At 42.1% G+C, this 15481-nt stretch carries 14 protein-coding genes; 2 read left to right on the plus strand and 12 right to left on the minus strand.

Annotation, left to right across the window (positions count from 1 at the left end):
- Nucleotides 1-7 precede the first annotated feature (7 nt).
- From pheT to rpsT, 3 genes are all read right to left on the minus strand, one after another.
- The gene (gene pheT / locus BLR84_RS25850) at nucleotides 8-2407 is read right to left on the minus strand and encodes a phenylalanine--tRNA ligase subunit beta (protein WP_090473159.1); all 2400 of its coding nucleotides are present in this window, start codon (nucleotides 2405-2407) and stop codon (nucleotides 8-10) included.
- A 186-nt stretch (nucleotides 2408-2593) separates the two neighbouring features.
- A complete protein-coding gene (gene radC / locus BLR84_RS25855; RefSeq protein WP_090473291.1) occupies nucleotides 2594-3292 on the minus strand; it encodes a RadC family protein in 699 nt (232 codons plus the stop codon).
- Nucleotides 3293-3621: 329 nt separating this feature from the next.
- Nucleotides 3622-3876, minus strand: coding sequence for a 30S ribosomal protein S20 (rpsT, locus tag BLR84_RS25860; RefSeq protein WP_076374856.1), 255 nt, complete (start codon nucleotides 3874-3876; stop codon nucleotides 3622-3624).
- A gap of 217 nt (nucleotides 3877-4093) precedes the next feature.
- Here rpsT and BLR84_RS25865 point away from each other — a divergent pair, with 217 nt between their 5' ends.
- Nucleotides 4094-4849, plus strand: a complete 756-nt coding sequence (locus BLR84_RS25865) for a class I SAM-dependent methyltransferase (RefSeq protein WP_090473160.1) — start codon at nucleotides 4094-4096, stop codon at nucleotides 4847-4849.
- Nucleotides 4850-4908: 59 nt separating this feature from the next.
- Nucleotides 4909-5874, plus strand: coding sequence for a zinc dependent phospholipase C family protein (locus tag BLR84_RS25870; RefSeq protein ID WP_090473161.1), 966 nt, complete (start codon nucleotides 4909-4911; stop codon nucleotides 5872-5874).
- 13 nt (nucleotides 5875-5887) lie between these two features.
- Here the strand turns inward: BLR84_RS25870 and BLR84_RS25875 are convergent, their stop codons facing one another.
- The 9 genes from BLR84_RS25875 to BLR84_RS25915 form a co-directional block, all read right to left on the minus strand.
- Complete coding sequence (locus BLR84_RS25875) at nucleotides 5888-6541, minus strand: DedA family protein (protein WP_090473162.1); 654 nt, start codon at nucleotides 6539-6541, stop codon at nucleotides 5888-5890.
- A gap of 161 nt (nucleotides 6542-6702) precedes the next feature.
- Complete coding sequence (locus tag BLR84_RS25880; RefSeq protein WP_090473163.1) at nucleotides 6703-7449, minus strand: DUF4397 domain-containing protein; 747 nt, start codon at nucleotides 7447-7449, stop codon at nucleotides 6703-6705.
- An 11-nt stretch (nucleotides 7450-7460) separates the two neighbouring features.
- On the minus strand, nucleotides 7461-8171 hold the full coding sequence (locus BLR84_RS25885; RefSeq protein ID WP_090473164.1) for a DUF4397 domain-containing protein: 711 nt from the start codon (nucleotides 8169-8171) through the stop codon (nucleotides 7461-7463).
- A gap of 188 nt (nucleotides 8172-8359) precedes the next feature.
- Nucleotides 8360-9484 carry a DNA polymerase III subunit beta gene (dnaN, locus tag BLR84_RS25890; RefSeq protein WP_090473165.1) on the minus strand — a complete coding sequence of 375 codons (1125 nt, stop codon included), beginning with the start codon at nucleotides 9482-9484 and terminating at the stop codon, nucleotides 8360-8362.
- Between the two features lie 33 nt (nucleotides 9485-9517).
- Entirely contained in the window at nucleotides 9518-11923 is a 2406-nt protein-coding gene (gene gldG, locus BLR84_RS25895) for a gliding motility-associated ABC transporter substrate-binding protein GldG (RefSeq protein ID WP_090473166.1), read from the minus strand.
- Nucleotides 11924-12119: 196 nt separating this feature from the next.
- Entirely contained in the window at nucleotides 12120-12476 is a 357-nt protein-coding gene (locus BLR84_RS25900; RefSeq protein WP_090473167.1) for a nuclear transport factor 2 family protein, read from the minus strand.
- A 671-nt stretch (nucleotides 12477-13147) separates the two neighbouring features.
- Nucleotides 13148-13651 (minus strand): outer membrane beta-barrel protein, encoded by a 504-nt coding sequence (locus BLR84_RS25905; RefSeq protein ID WP_090473168.1) that lies wholly within the window; start codon nucleotides 13649-13651, stop codon nucleotides 13148-13150.
- A gap of 184 nt (nucleotides 13652-13835) precedes the next feature.
- Entirely contained in the window at nucleotides 13836-14372 is a 537-nt protein-coding gene (locus BLR84_RS25910) for a hypothetical protein (RefSeq protein WP_090473169.1), read from the minus strand.
- A gap of 167 nt (nucleotides 14373-14539) precedes the next feature.
- Nucleotides 14540-15061, minus strand: coding sequence for a hypothetical protein (locus BLR84_RS25915; protein ID WP_090473170.1), 522 nt, complete (start codon nucleotides 15059-15061; stop codon nucleotides 14540-14542).
- Between the last annotated feature and the right edge of the window lie 420 nt (nucleotides 15062-15481).

The raw sequence follows: 15481 nt of genomic DNA on the forward strand, positions 1-15481 counted from the left end.
GGATTCCCTATTTACGAATCTCCGCTCCGGCTTCTTTACCTAAGTTATAAATTAATTTTTGCATAATGGCATCAATCGCTTTATCGGTAAGTGTTTTATCGATATCCTGGATGATAAAACTTAAGGCGTACGATTTTTTACCGACCGGCAGTTTATCTCCTTCGTAAACATCAAATACACTAACTTCTTTCAGCAGCTTGCGTTCGGTTCTCTGGGCAATTTGTTTTAACTGACCAAAAGTAACCGCTTTATCTATCAGCATCGACAGGTCGCGCCTTACCGCAGGGAATTTAGAAACCTCCTGGTAAACGATCTTGTTTTTGCGCACCGCAGATAAAATCAAATCGAAATTAAAGTCGGCATAAAATACTTCTTTGTCTACATCTACCTTTTTCAAAGCCTCGCCGGCAACCGCGCCAAACTTAACCAGTTGTTTACCGTTCAGCATATATTGCAGCCCGTAAGCCATTTTCTTGCAAGTAGCGTCCTCCACTGCGTAACCTGTGATATTCAAGCGTTCTAAAATGCTGTCAACAATAGCTTTCAGATTGTAGAACGATACCGGTTTTGGCTTTTGGTTCCATTGCTCGGCTGTAGTTGCCCCGGTTAAAAACACCGAGAAGCGTTGTACCTCAGTATACTTATCATCCTTTACGCTGTAAACCTTACCAAACTCATAAAACTTCAAGTCGGCAGCACGGCGGTTCTGGTTGTAAGTAATAGCTTCCAGTCCGGAGTACAGCATGGTTTGGCGCATTACATCCAGATCGCTGCTTAGCGGGTTCAATATTTTTACCGCGGCATCCAGGTTATCTGAATAAGCCGATTTGGTTAATGAGTTTGATAGTATCTCGTTAAAACCATTGGCAGTAAGCAAGTCCGACAGTTGGTTTTGCACCGTGTCTTTTTCGGCCCGTTGTGAGTTATTTAATGATGCCCTGATCTGGGTAGGGATCTCGATATTGTTGTATCCGTAAATACGCAGTATCTCCTCTACCACATCCACCTCGCGGGTAACATCAACACGGTACGGCGGTACCTGTAACGAAAGTGTATCTTCCGTTTCATTAACCACCTTAATATCCAATGCTTCAATGATAGCCTTGATCTCGGCATGCGGAATGGCTTTACCTATCAGCCTGTGGATATTTTTATAACTTACATCAAAAGCAAATGGTGCAACGGGTGCTGGATAATGATCAAAAATTTCTGACGACACCTCGCCGCCGGCTACTTGCTGTATCAGCAAGGCGGCGCGTTTCAAGGCGAAAACGGTCATATCCGGATCGGTGCCACGCTCAAACCTGAAAGATGCATCGGTTTTTAGGCCATGTCTTTTAGCCGTTTTACGTACCGATACCGAATTGAAATAAGCGCTCTCCAAAAAGATGCTTGTGGTTGATGCCTTAACGCCCGAAGTGATACCGCCAAACACGCCGGCAATACACATAGGTTCTTCGGCATTGCCTATCATCAAGTCGTTTTCCGATAACTTACGATCTACATCATCCAGGGTTTTAAAAAGCGTTCCTTCCGGATAGTTTTTCACTAGCACTTTGTTGCCCTTTATTTCGTCGGCATCAAAAGCATGCAGCGGTTGTCCCAATTCGTGCAATACATAGTTGGTTACATCCACAATATTATTGATAGAGCGGATGCCGATAACAGCCAACCGTTCTTTTAACCATTTCGGTGATTCTTTTACCTCCAAACCGGTCATGGTTAAACCAGAATAACGCGGACTTGCCTGCTCGTTCTCTACCACAACCTCAACCGTTCTGTTGGTATTGGCAATTTTGAACGCGCTTACATCCGGCCGGGTAACAGCGATCTTTAAAAAAGCGGCAATATCACGGGCGGTACCCAGGTGCGAGGCGGCATCGGCACGATTCGGTGTTAAACCTATTTCGTACATATAATCGTCGTTCACCTTAAAATAGTCTTTAGCTAAAGTGCCAACCGGGGCATCAGCATCCAATACCATAATACCATCGTGACTGGTGCCTAATCCTATTTCATCCTCGGCGCAGATCATCCCTTCGGACGCTTCACCGCGTATTTTTGATTTCTTGATGGCGAATGGCTCACCGGTAACCGGGTATACGGTAGTACCAACCACAGCTACTACTACTTTTTGCCCGGCAGCCACGTTAGCAGCGCCGCAAACAATCTGCAGATCTTCCGGGCCGCCTACATCAACTTTAGTTACGTGCAGGTGGTCGGAGTTGGCATGATCGGTACATTCCTTTACATAACCAATTACCAGGCCTTCCAGTCCGCCGGGAATAGCTTGCACTTTTTCCAGGCTCTCTACTTCCAAACCGGTACCGGTAAGGATAATGGAGATTTCCTGTGGGGTTTTATCTGTATCTATAAATTCTTTAAGCCAATTATATGATATTTTCATTATTCAGAAATGATAATCGGCAAAGATACGATTTAGGCTGAAAGGTGAAAGCTGTGCAGATTACAAATGTGCAGATATGCAGATGTGCAAATAATAAATGTGTAGGTGATAGATAAGATCGATAAACGGATCAATCAGCAAATTCAAAAAATCATCTGCACATCTAAAATTCGCACATCTGCACATCTAAATTATTCCCTCATCGCCAAAGCTGTAATAGCCATTATCGGTTATAATGAGGTGATCAAGTACATTGATATCCAACAGTCGACCGGCAGCGCTTATTTTTTTGGTGAGATCGATATCCTGGTGACTGGGCTTTAGATTCCCTGAGGGGTGGTTATGAACCAGTATAATACCACTGGCCTGTTGTTGCAGGGCCATATAAAAAATGATCTTGGGATCGGCTACGGTGGCCGATAATCCTCCTTTGCTCACCAGCTCTTTAGCCAGCACTTTTTGTGAGCGACCAACCAATAGTATCCAGAATTCTTCATGGTTCAGGTCCATCAGGTGACGGCGCATAATATTATAGGCATCACGACTGCTGTTGATGTATTCAATAGCTTTGGTTTCGGTATCGTTGCGGCGGCGACCGATCTCTAACGCGGCAATAATGGATATGGCTTTGGCCTCTCCTATCCCTTTAAATTTGGAAAGTTCACTGATGGAAGCTTTACCCAGCTTGTTCAAGTCGTTTTCATAATGATGCAGGATGCGCTTGCTTAACTCAACAGCGGTTTCGGTACGACTGCCCGATCCAATAAGGATGGCGATCAGTTCAGCATCGGTCAGCGCGCGGCGACCCTGGGTGCTCAGCTTTTCCCGCGGACGGTCTTCTTCCGCCCATGATTTAATGCTGATCTTTTCGTTGTAGTTTTCCACGGTATTAATGTATGGAAAAAAACTACCAAACAAAAAAGGTACAGCTCAAATTGTCGCCGGCCCCCTCTTTGCCTGTAGCGAAGAAACAGCAAACTATGTCATTGCGAGGAGGAACGACGAAGCAATCTCGTAGCTATTCCTACTGATGAGAACGCGAGGAGATTGCCACGCTACGCTCGCAATGACATAATTTTTGTTTTTTTTATATTCTTCCGAAGCAACAGAGAGGGTCGTCCAACGAAGCGCAGACGGGGTGAGTCGATTTACACCAAACAAAAAAGGGTTGTACTGTTCAGTACAACCCTTTTTATATATTTTTAGTTAAGCGATTAACTTAAGCCATTAACAAATTTAGTAAGCTTTGATTTATTGTTCGAAGCTTTGTTTTTGTGAATAACATTCTTTTTAGCTAAACGGTCTAACATAGAGATCACTTTACCTAACAGTGCGCTTGCATCAGCTTTAGTAGTTGTGTTTCTTAATTTCTTAATAGCGTTCCTGGTTGTTTTAGCCTGGTACCTGTTGCGCAGACGCTTCGCAGCGTTTGATCTGATTCTTTTTAAAGACGATTTATGATTTGCCATTGTATAGCTTTGTTATTCTTTTTTCTATTATTTTAAGGACTGCAAATATATGCCGATAAATTTAAATATGCAAGTGCTTTTTTATTAAAGTTTTAAAGCTTTATTTAGCCCATTGTACTCACTGAATTTATTTAAGCTCCCGTGATTGAACATTATGCTTCATAAAACAACTAATCTACAGCGCAAGCCTTAATTTAGCAGAAGTTTACTTCAAACCATGGACAGTACTAAAAGATTCAGCAACCGCGTGGCCGATTATGTAAAATACCGCCCCCACTACCCTACCGCCATTGTTACCTTTTTACAGGATAGTTATCAACTGAGCACCGATAAGCTGATAGCCGATATTGGCGCAGGTACGGGGATATCAACCCAATTGTTTCTGGATGCCGGTTACCGGGCCATCGCCGTGGAGCCCAATGCCGAAATGCGGGATAAAGCCACGGAGCTGTTGAGCACATACCCGGGTTTTACCGTCGCCGATGGAACCGCGGAAAACACGGGCTTGGCCGACAAAAGCGTTGATGCCGTTATTGCCGGGCAAGCTTTCCATTGGTTTAACGCGCAAAATGCCCGTGCAGAATTTAAACGCATCCTGAAACCCGGTGGCATCGTGGCGTTGATCTGGAATGAACGGAAAACAAGCTCTGCATTTGAAAAGGACTACGACCAGCTGATCATCACACACGGACAGGATTATGTAAAAGTTGGGCACCGTAATATCAACTATGACCACATCGGCGCTTTTTATGATCCTGAACCTTTTGAGTTACGGGTGTTTGAAAACAAACAGGTTTTTGACTTTGACGGATTAAAAGGTCGCCTGCTTTCCTCATCCTACATGCCTACGAAAGATGACGCTGGATATGAGCCTATGATCAATGATCTAAAGGTGCTTTTTAATCGTTATCAACAAGATGGCATGATAGCTATTCATTACGATACCAAGGTTTATGTAGGGAGATTGCAATAGCTGACAAAACTCAAAACTTACTACTCAAAACTTAAAAACTAAACGCCATATTTACCTTCATGAAGCGGCGTATTATTTTAAGCTTATCGGGCATTGGTTTAATGCTGCTGTGTTCATCATGGGGTTTCTTTGCACATTACCGCATCAACAGACTGGCAGTTTTTACGCTACCTAAGAGCATGGCAGGTTTTTACAAGGCCAACATCGGTTATATTACAGAACATGCCGTGAGCGCCGACAAGCGCCGCTATGTAGACTCTACCGAGATCCCTCATCATTTTTTTGATGCCGACCATTATGGCAAGAAGCCTTTTGCCGCTATCCCCCGGCGATGGGCCGACGCTGCTGCCAAATACTCTGCCGATACACTGGACAAATACGGTACCGTTCCCTGGACCATCCAGTATCAATATTATAAACTGGTACGAGCGTTTAAGGCGCATGATACCACGGCTATACTCAACACCTCCGCTAATTTGGGTCACTATGTTGCCGACGCTCATGTCCCCCTTCACCTTACGCTAAACTATGATGGACAACTTACCGATCAGATGGGCATACATGGCCTGTGGGAAACTCGCCTGCCGGAGCTGTTTATTAAACAATATCATCTTTTTGCTGGTCGTGCCCGTTATATTGATAACCCACTGACTGAGGCATTTAAAATTTGCCAGGTATCCTTCAAAAGCGTCGACTCGGTATTACGATTTGAGCGAATAGTCAATAAAAACTTTCCGTCAGATAAAAAATACAGCCTGGTTATGCGGGGTAAAAGAAAGCTTAATGATTATTCCGTGGCCTACAGCCATGCTTATCAAAAAATGCTGAAAGGTATGGTGGAACGGCAAATGCGGGCATCCATACTTTCGGTTGGAAGTTTCTGGTACTCGGCCTGGGTTGATGCCGGGCAGCCCGATCTGAACAAACTGATAGCACAGCCGTTAAGCGCCCAGGAGCGTATTAATTTACAGCACGAAGAAGCCATGTACAAAGCCGGCAAATGTATTTATCAAACAACTAAATAAGCTCAGGAACTTATTATACAGAAGCTTTTTTGCTACCCCTGCTTTTTATAGCCGCGTAAATTGGCGGAATTACGGATATCAATATAATAGCCATCACCACCAGTGTAAAGTTTTGCTTGATCACCGGGATATTACCAAAAAAGAAACCGATAAATAGAAAGCTCAGTACCCATGAAGCACCACCTACAATATTATACAGACTATAGCGTAAAAAAGGCATACGCCCTACGCCGGCCACAAAAGGGGCAATGGTCCTGATGATAGGTAAAAAACGGCTGAATATAACTGCCTTGCCACCGTGTTTATCAAAAAAAGCTTTGGTAGTGAGGTAATACTCCAGCTTTAATATTTTGTTATTTTCTTTAAAAACCTTGGGGCCTAAATAATTACCCAGTAAGTAATTAACCGTATTACCTGCAAAAGCGGCTATCACCAATATAATAGCAAGCAAGGCTATATCTAAGCCCGTTTTACCATTAGCAATAAGTGCACCTGCGGCAAACAGCAGCGAGTCGCCGGGTAAAAAGGGAGTAACCACAAAACCGGTTTCGGCAAAAATGATCGCGAACAGTATGAGATAGGTCCAGCCTTTGTAATCACTGGTGATCTGGCTCAGATGCACATCAATATGCAGTATAAAGTCGATAATGCTTTTTATTACTTCCACGGTATTTTAAATTTTGGCCAAAAATAGGAATATAAATGAGAAGACATTAGAATCAAGAGCCAAGAATCAAGAATAAAAAATAAGTTGCGATTGTATTTCGAGGCTCTTCGCTTTAATATCCAGGCTCTTGATTCTTGGCTCTTGACTCTAATATCTCTACCTTATCGAGTGGTTTTAAGCAGTAAATTATTGGTAAGTATAGCAGCACCAAATGCAACTGTATCTGTGCGCCCTACTATTCCTTGTGTATAAATAGTATAGGCACGACCGTCCTGTATGGTAACGTTGGATAATTGGAACTGAACATTATCTGGCGAAGTGCTTAAGTTAATGGTAAAGTTATAATTCCCCACAGGCAACTGAACATATTTTGATACTTTATTGAAAGCTATAGCCATCCACTGTGTTGATCCGGTGCCATTTGCTTTCAGATCAAGCGGAGGAGAGGTTGGTGAGCAGTGTATAAACCGCACCAGACCCCGGCCTAATGGCGGAACAGTGGCTGTATCCAATAACAAGAGTGAGTTTTTTATAGAACTATCGCTCCTGAAACCGGTAATAAACAAGGTGTATTTGGAGTTAGCTTTCAGCGTGCTGTCAATAGTAACCAGGTTTATCGGGGCCAATGTTGCCGTACGTAACTGCATTGGCGGTTGTAGCGTGGATATATAAAAATAACCCGAATTAGTAGGATATGTATAATTGGTTGAATTTTCCTTAATAAAATTAAGGTATAAATTTACCGGCAGTATATCCGGACTTAAATTAACAATTTGCAGTTGCGTATTCAATCCCGTAGGATTAGCATTGGCGCCTTTACCGCATGATGATATAAAGGGCAGCAGCAAAGTACCAACGGTAACTAAAAGTAAAGAAACCAGGAAGCTGCTTTTATTTGGTTTGGCCATTAATTTTTAATTTACTGATTAATTATTAATCGGGTACTAAGCCCCTGGTTACCATTTGAACCTACTGTACCATAACTAACCAGGGTATAAATTTGTCCTGCGTTAAGAACTATCGTAGTATCTCGTTTAGGACTTGAAGGTGATGATGCCTGGTAAACAGCAACATTATGAACAAATCCCCCTTTAACTTTTATAAAGGCTACATCTGTTGCCTTATAGGCCACATTACTAAATTTAACTGTATCTAAAACATGGTCTGGCAAGCTTCCCCCTTCAAATGCCAGCATCAAAGGACCAGCATCAGGCGACGCATTGACAAATCTTACCAACGCATTACCATCCGCATCGGCTTTGAGCACATCCTCAGCAAAAAAAACGCTCTCTAGCGTTTGCCCGCTTATATATAAAGAATACACTTTGCCTGTATCCAGTGTGATCGGCTTACTAAATAAAATATTGGGGGTTGAGGGACTGGCCAGTTTAACCTGGAAGTTTTGCAAGCCTGCTTTCACCGTAACGTACCCTAACGAACCACCTGGATAATAACTTGACGTATTATTGATCCTGGTACCATTCTGGTAAAAATTAATAACATTATTTGACGCGTTGACCACATTAAGGCTTGTAGTAAGCTGAACCGTAGGCGCATCATTATTTTTTTTACAGGATGCCCAGCATGCCGCGGCTACAATACAAGTAAAAGCTTTGATCCTGATATTCATTCGGAATAATTATTGAATTATTGAGTTAGCGAATTAGTGAATGATATTTAAAATCGTTAATTCACTAAATCACTAATTCAAAATTAATCTATATAACTGCTTCCCGCGATTTTTGTTATCTGCGGCGAACAAAAAAGTCCGGTTTTTAAAGCCGGACTTAGTTTTGGATTTATAATTTAAGTTTACACTTAAGCATAACTATTGAGCATCACCGGCATAACCAGCATCAGCACATCTTCATTTTCATCGCCACCCTGAGGTAACAATAACCCGGCACGGTTTGGTGTCGACATCTCCAAAGATACTTCTTCGCAACTTAAATTCTTCAACATTTCTATTAAAAAACGTGCATTGAAGCCAATTTCTATGTCTTCGCCCTCGTACTGGCAGCTTAAACGCTCATGCGCTTCGTTGGCAAAGTCAATATCTTCTGATGATATATTGAGTTCGCTGCCGCTTATTTTAAGCCTTACCTGGTGGGTGGTTTTGTTAGCGTAAATAGCTACGCGGCTCAACGAACCCAGGAAGGTAAGCCTGTCGATACTTAATTTATTTGGATTTACCTGAGGTATAACCGCCTCATAATCCGGATAGCGCTCGTCAATTAAACGGCATACCAGGTTAATATTACCAAATTTAAAGAACGCGCTGGTAGAGTTATACTCTACTGATACATTCACATCATCAGTTGGTAATGATGATTTTAAAAGCGTTAACGCTTTTTTTGGCAATATGAATGAGGTAGTGCTTGCGGCTTTGGCATCCTTACGGCGGTAACGTACCAGCTTGTGCGCATCGGTAGCTACAAAGGTAAGGTGCTGGGTGCTTAACTGGCAGTATACACCGGTCATGGCAGGGCGCAACTCGTCGTTACTTACCGCGAAAATGGTTTTGTTAATAGCTTCGGCTAAAACCGAGGCCGGTAAATTTACCGACGACGCGTTCTCCACTACCGGTATTTTCGGGAAATCCTCGCCATTCTCGCCGCTCAGTTTGTACTTTCCGTCGCCCGCGTTTATTTCAATAGCAAACGTGTTATCATCTACAGAAAAAGCTACCGGTTGCTCCGGTAACGACTTTAAGGTCTCTAACAATATACGCGATGGTATGGCAATGCGGCCATTCTCTTTAGCCTCAACAGCTAAGGATGTGGTCATGCTGGTTTGCAGGTCGGTTGCAGAAATGGTTAAGTTTCCATCCTTTATCTCGAACAAAAAGTTTTCCAGTATAGGCAAAACAGTGCTATTGCTTAAAGCCCCGCTTACAGCCTGCAGTTGTTTGAGTAATGTTGATGTAGAAACAATAAATCTCATATGGGTGTATTTAATCAATCAAAAATATAAAATTTAATGCGCATACTTTCGTTTACGGATGTAATGTTGAAAAATAGCACATATTAACACTAAAAGCAATGGCCCAACCGTATTTACCAGCTGCCAGTACATTTTTTCGTTGCGGATACGGGCGCGGTTAAGCAGGCGTATCTTGATCTCCTTGGTACGCAGCGCTATCAGGCCCGAATCGTCGGTCATATAATCGGCTATGTTCAGCAACAGGTTTTTATTGCCGTAGGTTTGCTGGGTATAATGATCATAGCCCAGCGGGTACGGCGAACCATCGCTGCCTACCTGGTTTTTCAAAATATCCCCGTCACTGATCACGATCATTTTTGTGGACTCGCTTTCGGCCTTTATAGCTACTTGTCCGGTAATGCCTTCGGGCAGCGGGCGATTGCGCCAGTCGGATACAAATTTACCTTCCAGTAATACGCCTACCGTTTTGGGCGTGCTCTGAAAATCTTTAGGATTGGGTTCCTGCTCCAATGCCTGTAACGACAGCATATGCGGCGCGCTCATCTTTTTGTTATAGGGCGACGAGGTAAGCAGGATAGTTTTTTTTACATCTTTGGTATCCAGCAGATCAATAGTGCTGGCAAATTCGCTGCTGATGCCATCCAGGTTTTTCACTACCGGGTGTTTGGATAGCGGGATAAATATGGGATAAAACAACCAGGGCAGCATTTGTATCTGCGCCTGCCCACCCACGCTGCCGGTACTAACCGGTATCTGCGAGCAGTTCATATCAGCAATCAGGTCGTAATTGATCCTGACGCCGTACCTGAAAAGCTGATCGTCCAGGTTCAGTTGTTTGGCAAAAGCCAACTGCTCGCCACCGTGGCCGCGCAGGCTGTCCAACTCGGCGCTCACCTGGTCTATCGTCCACAATACCCGACCGCCATGCATAATATATTGGTCGAGCTTAAATTTTTCCAATTCGGTAAATTTTTTATCGGGTTTGGGTATCACCAGCAGTTTTATTTTCTTAAGACTGTCAAACGGTATAAGATTCAAATCTACTCTACCAATCAAATACCCATCAGATAAAGTGTTGATGGCGCCATTTAATTGCAAGTCAGTAAGTTCGTTATGACCTGTTGTAAACCCAATCCGAGGCTTGCCTCCACTGCCAGCTTTTTTTATAGCTGATACAAAAGCGTATTCAAGATTTTGGATAGAATTATTTAATTGTTCCGCATCCGAAAGTCCAATCCTTGTTTGCAAAAGATTAACCACAATCTCTTTTCCGTTAGCCGCAACAAGAGCTTCAGGAAATATCATTTTCTGAGATACACCGTCATCGGTTTTAACACTGAGATTTTGCGCTTTTATACCTTTCGTATCCCATTCTTCAAATTGCTGCTTTTGTTGATCCTGCGAAAGACCTTTTAAAAAATTAAGAGGGTCAATAAATTCAAAATCGATCTTTTTATGGCTATATGCTTTCAAATCATTAAGCATATCTTTTGTTGCAACCTGCAAACGCTTCATTCCACCCGGAAATCCGCTCCCATCCAAATACACGGTAACTTTTACCGGTTGCTGCAAACCATCCATGATCTGCCTGCTGATGGGCGAAAGCGTATATCGTTTTTCGGTAGTAAAATCGAAACGGGTAAAAGTGATATTGCCGATAACAGCCACAAGCAGCAGCGTCGCTACGTATCCTATCATGGTAGCCGAAAGCAGTTTCTTTTTACGCTGACGGATGATCACAAACAGCGTAAGCCAGATAAATATACCTGTTACTATAATAAAATAAGCCAGGTCGCGCGTGTCCAGCACACCGCGGCTTACGGATTGGTAATGCTCCGTAATACCCAGGTTTTGCAGACCAAGATCTTGCAAGGACAGCAACTGGCTCAGTGAATCGAAGCCGCTGTAAAAAAAGAAACACAGGAAAACCGCTACCGTAAAAGCGATGATCTGGTTTTTGGTGATGGACGAGGCAAAAAGACCGATAGCCGCAAATACTGCCCCCAATAAAAACAAACCGATGTAAGAGCCGATAACCGCCCCGGTATCAATATTGCCCTGCGGCGTGCCCAGTGTACTGACCGAAAAATAATAAACCAGCGTAGGCAGCAAAGCAAAAAGCACAAGCAATACGCTGGCCAGGTATTTTCCTAATACAATTTGCCAGTCGGTAAGCGGGCGGGTGAATAACAGCTCAAAAGTACCCTCCTTGCGCTCCTCGGCCAATGATCGCATGGTGATGGCCGGTATCAGGAACATGAACAGGTATGGCGCGGTGCTAAACAAGCTTTCGAGCCCGGCATAGCCATATTCTAAAATGCTCGAATCGGGGAACACCCATAAAAACAGCCCCAGCACCAATAAAAATACACCAATGGTTACATAAGCCACCAATGAGCTGAGGTACGAAACGATTTCTTTTTTAAGGATACTAAGCACTTTTGATCGGGGGTTAAGCGCCGAAATTACAATATTATTAGGCTAAAGCAAAGGAGTAGTTAAGCAATATATCTGAATCAGAATTTACAGAATTAAAGGATTAGCAAAATAAAATTCATTAATCCCGGCTCAGGACAAACAATGTCCATTCTGTAAATTCTTTAATTCTGTAAATTCTGATTCAGACAACTTTAACTTAATCCTTTTTATCAACTATGTATGATGTAACTATTTTCACCTCATCATTTTCCAGTTCATAAAAATCGGCGTAATGCATGTTTATTTCCTCTCCGCTTTTGCCTTTGCATTGTATAAAGCCGTCGACGGCTGCTTTATTACCATCAACAATGATATGGTCGTGAGTTGATGAAACAATTTTTATCTCTTCCATTCCGCCCAAAAACTTTTCTACTTCATCTTTCCCGTTGATGATCGTCAGGCTTGAGCCTTTCATCGTCCATATTACGTCGTCGGCAAAAAGCTTTAATATTTTATCTACGTCGTTGTTATCAAAAGCGTCGATAACCTGTAGCACAATTTCTTTAGTTGTCATGATAGTTTGATTTTGTTATACCAAAGTTATCCCTTATATAACAAGAGCAACGGGGGCCAAAATGACATTATCAGGGTGTTTTACGACAATTAATATCTGCTTCCCCTTTGCTGGCACACCTGCGCAAGCAAAGGGCCTATGGGTCATTTTCTTTAAAATTGGGTTTACATGGTTTACACTTTTTTCGGTTAACATTAATTTATTTTATTGATAATCAATTGATTAAATTTATCAATGTCTTAATATCATGCTATATGTGTAAACCATCATTGTTACACGCGTGGGCCGGCAGAAGAGACAGTAAGAGAAAAAACAGCGTTTGTCATGCTGAGGAACGAAGCATATATTGTAGGATATGCTCGCTGAAGAAGATCCTTCGTTCCTCAGGATGACAAAAAAATCTTGAAAAACAAAAGCCCGCGGCAATGCTCGCGGGATTTTTAATTTAATTGTTAATTTTTGGATTAGAAACTCTCTAAATTTGACTTAGATAATTCTAGGTATCATATAAAAATCATTGCCGTTGACTTTAGTCAACGGGGTAATGAATGAAAACAAGAGGCTTTAGCCAAAAACCGCTTGAATAATTGGGCTGAAGCCCGCAATGATATTTTCTTTTACCGTTGACTAAAGTCAACGGCAATGAATAATTATCATTTTTAGACAGATTCTTAGAAACGGTAAGCCAAACGCAAACCGGCCTGACCAAGCGTGCCATCTTTTGACCAGCCTTCATAACGGATGCCCAACTCAAAACCCTCACTAAAGGTATAACCAATGCCCGGTGAATAGGCAAATGCTGTACCATCGGCTGCTCCGGTAAAAAACGCGGCACCTATTTGGCCTTCAGCAAAAAAGCTCCTGTCAAAGTAGTATTTAATACCCACTTTTAGCGGGATGGCATTGATGGCAGGTCCGCCGATATCGTTATATACCCCTTTTGGCTGGAAAGAATTATAACCTGCCGATATGGTAAACCAGGTACTTTGCTCAAGCGGAAGCTCGTATTTAAGTGAACCTCCTAATACCGAACCAAAAAGATGATGGGCGTCGCCGGTTGGCAAACCGGCTTCAAAGCCGATGCTGAATTTTCCGTCGCTCCGGCCCCTGGATTGCGCAAAGCTTTGCATTGCGATAACTCCAATAATGAATAAGGTTAATAGAATTTTTTTCATGATTGTAGGATTGTATGGTTTCTATCAATACAGTCATGTAAACATATTGTTTGCCCTATGTTAAATAGTCGTATTACTACCTGCCATAATGTTCCAAACAAAGCTCATATTCTTTAGCGCTGCCGCATTAAAAAAGCCCGGGCTAATACCCGGGCTTTCGTAAATTTTAATTATTATTTTTTTGTTAGAAACGATAGGCTAAACGCAATGCTGCCTGACCGATAGTACCATTGTTTGACCAGGCCTCATAACGAACGCCAGCTTCAAACCCACCAGCGAAGGTATAACCTATACCTGGCGAATAAACAAATAAGGTACTGCTGCCACTGTTGGTACCAAATGCAGCGCCCAATTGTGCTTCACCAAAAAAGTGCCCATCAAAGTAATATTTGGCGCCCACTTTTACAGGTATTATACCTGCAGTACCACCATCACTATGAAATTGATAACTAAAATTCGGGTCATTATAAGAAATATCAAAACTTTTAACGTGCAAGCTGCTGTATCCAGCCGATGCGGTAATAAATAAATTATCGGCTACAGGATACTCATATTTGAGCGAACCGCCGATAATATAATCAGAGTAGTTGTGGGCATCGCCCACAGGCAGTCCGCCTTCTAAACCAATACTGAATTTACCGCCACCGCCAGAATGGGTTTGCGCGAAGGTTGTACATGCCGTGCCGGCAATAAATGCTAAGGCTAATAGGATTTTTTTCATAAAATAATTTTGTAATAAGATTAATGCGGACTTGTTTTTTTACCGCTGTCGGTTTGTTTGACGCAGGCAACCGTTCAACGTTTAATACCCTAAAAAATATTTTTAATAATAAAGCCCGGAGATAATATCCCCGGGCTTTCCTTAAATTTTGATTGTTGATTTTTCGGTTAGAAACGGTAAGCCAAACGCAAACCAACCTGGCTGATAGTACCATTTTTTGAAAAGGCCTCATAACGAACGCCGGCTTCAAAACCACCGTCAAAGGTGTAACCAATACCTGGAGCGTAATCAAATGCAGTACCTCTTCCGCTTCTGGTACCAAATGCGGCACCTAATTGTCCTTCAGCAAAAAAGCCTTGCTCAATATAATACTTAACACCCACTTTTACAGGAACAAAACCTTCTACAGACCTATCCTGACCAAGTGCTTTAAATGCATCTTTAACTTCGCTTTTGTACAAGAACGCGTTATATCCTGCAGAAACGGTAAAATAAGTACTTGGTGCTATAGGCAATTCATATTTAATAGAGGCGCCAAATACTGAATTAAATACCTGATGGGCATCGCCTACAGGTAAACCTGCTTCAACGCCAATATTGAATTTGCCGCTGTCGCCAGACTTGGTTTGAGCGAAGGTTGTGAATGCTGTGCCAGCAATAATAGCTAAGGCTAATAAAACTTTTTTCATAATTTTTAGATTGATGTGAATTTTTAATACAGCTCCGCAAGCACATGCTTGTTTTGCTGCGGTTTAAGTCATATAGACGCATGTTATTACAAAATGTTTCAAAATATTTTAAAATAGTTACAGATAATACGTCCTGGGCCACCATTTTTCATGATCTGTATCATCAAAAACTACCATTTATGAGTCGTAGCGAATATGATAAGCGTATTTTAAACACTTATTAAAAATACATCGTAAAGCATTTTTATATCTCCCCTTATTTGGGTATCTTTGTATAGATAACAGCCCGGCTTTCTTTTTTCCGAAGAAAACCGGGCTGTTTTATTAAGGACAAAACAGGTCAAAAACAAACCATTTTTAACATACATATCTAACAATCAACCATTTAAAACTTTTTAAAGTTTTAAAAACACATCAAAA

The organism is Mucilaginibacter sp. OK268 (genome assembly GCF_900103125.1).
Classification (GTDB): Bacteria; Bacteroidota; Bacteroidia; order Sphingobacteriales; family Sphingobacteriaceae; genus Mucilaginibacter.

What these genes read in the sequence shown, in the direction of transcription:
- pheT (WP_090473159.1), bottom strand. Translation starts at nt 2,407, where the DNA reads ATGAAAATATCATATAATTGGCTTAAAGAATTTATAGATACAGATAAA.
- rpsT (WP_076374856.1), bottom strand. Translation starts at nt 3,876, where the DNA reads ATGGCAAATCATAAATCGTCTTTAAAAAGAATCAGATCAAACGCTGCG.
- BLR84_RS25865 (WP_090473160.1), top strand. Translation starts at nt 4,094, where the DNA reads ATGGACAGTACTAAAAGATTCAGCAACCGCGTGGCCGATTATGTAAAA.
- BLR84_RS25870 (WP_090473161.1), top strand. Translation starts at nt 4,909, where the DNA reads ATGAAGCGGCGTATTATTTTAAGCTTATCGGGCATTGGTTTAATGCTG.
- BLR84_RS25880 (WP_090473163.1), bottom strand. Translation starts at nt 7,449, where the DNA reads ATGGCCAAACCAAATAAAAGCAGCTTCCTGGTTTCTTTACTTTTAGTT.
- BLR84_RS25885 (WP_090473164.1), bottom strand. Translation starts at nt 8,171, where the DNA reads ATGAATATCAGGATCAAAGCTTTTACTTGTATTGTAGCCGCGGCATGC.
- dnaN (WP_090473165.1), bottom strand. Translation starts at nt 9,484, where the DNA reads ATGAGATTTATTGTTTCTACATCAACATTACTCAAACAACTGCAGGCT.
- BLR84_RS25900 (WP_090473167.1), bottom strand. Translation starts at nt 12,476, where the DNA reads ATGACAACTAAAGAAATTGTGCTACAGGTTATCGACGCTTTTGATAAC.
- BLR84_RS25905 (WP_090473168.1), bottom strand. Translation starts at nt 13,651, where the DNA reads ATGAAAAAAATTCTATTAACCTTATTCATTATTGGAGTTATCGCAATG.
- BLR84_RS25910 (WP_090473169.1), bottom strand. Translation starts at nt 14,372, where the DNA reads ATGAAAAAAATCCTATTAGCCTTAGCATTTATTGCCGGCACGGCATGT.
- BLR84_RS25915 (WP_090473170.1), bottom strand. Translation starts at nt 15,061, where the DNA reads ATGAAAAAAGTTTTATTAGCCTTAGCTATTATTGCTGGCACAGCATTC.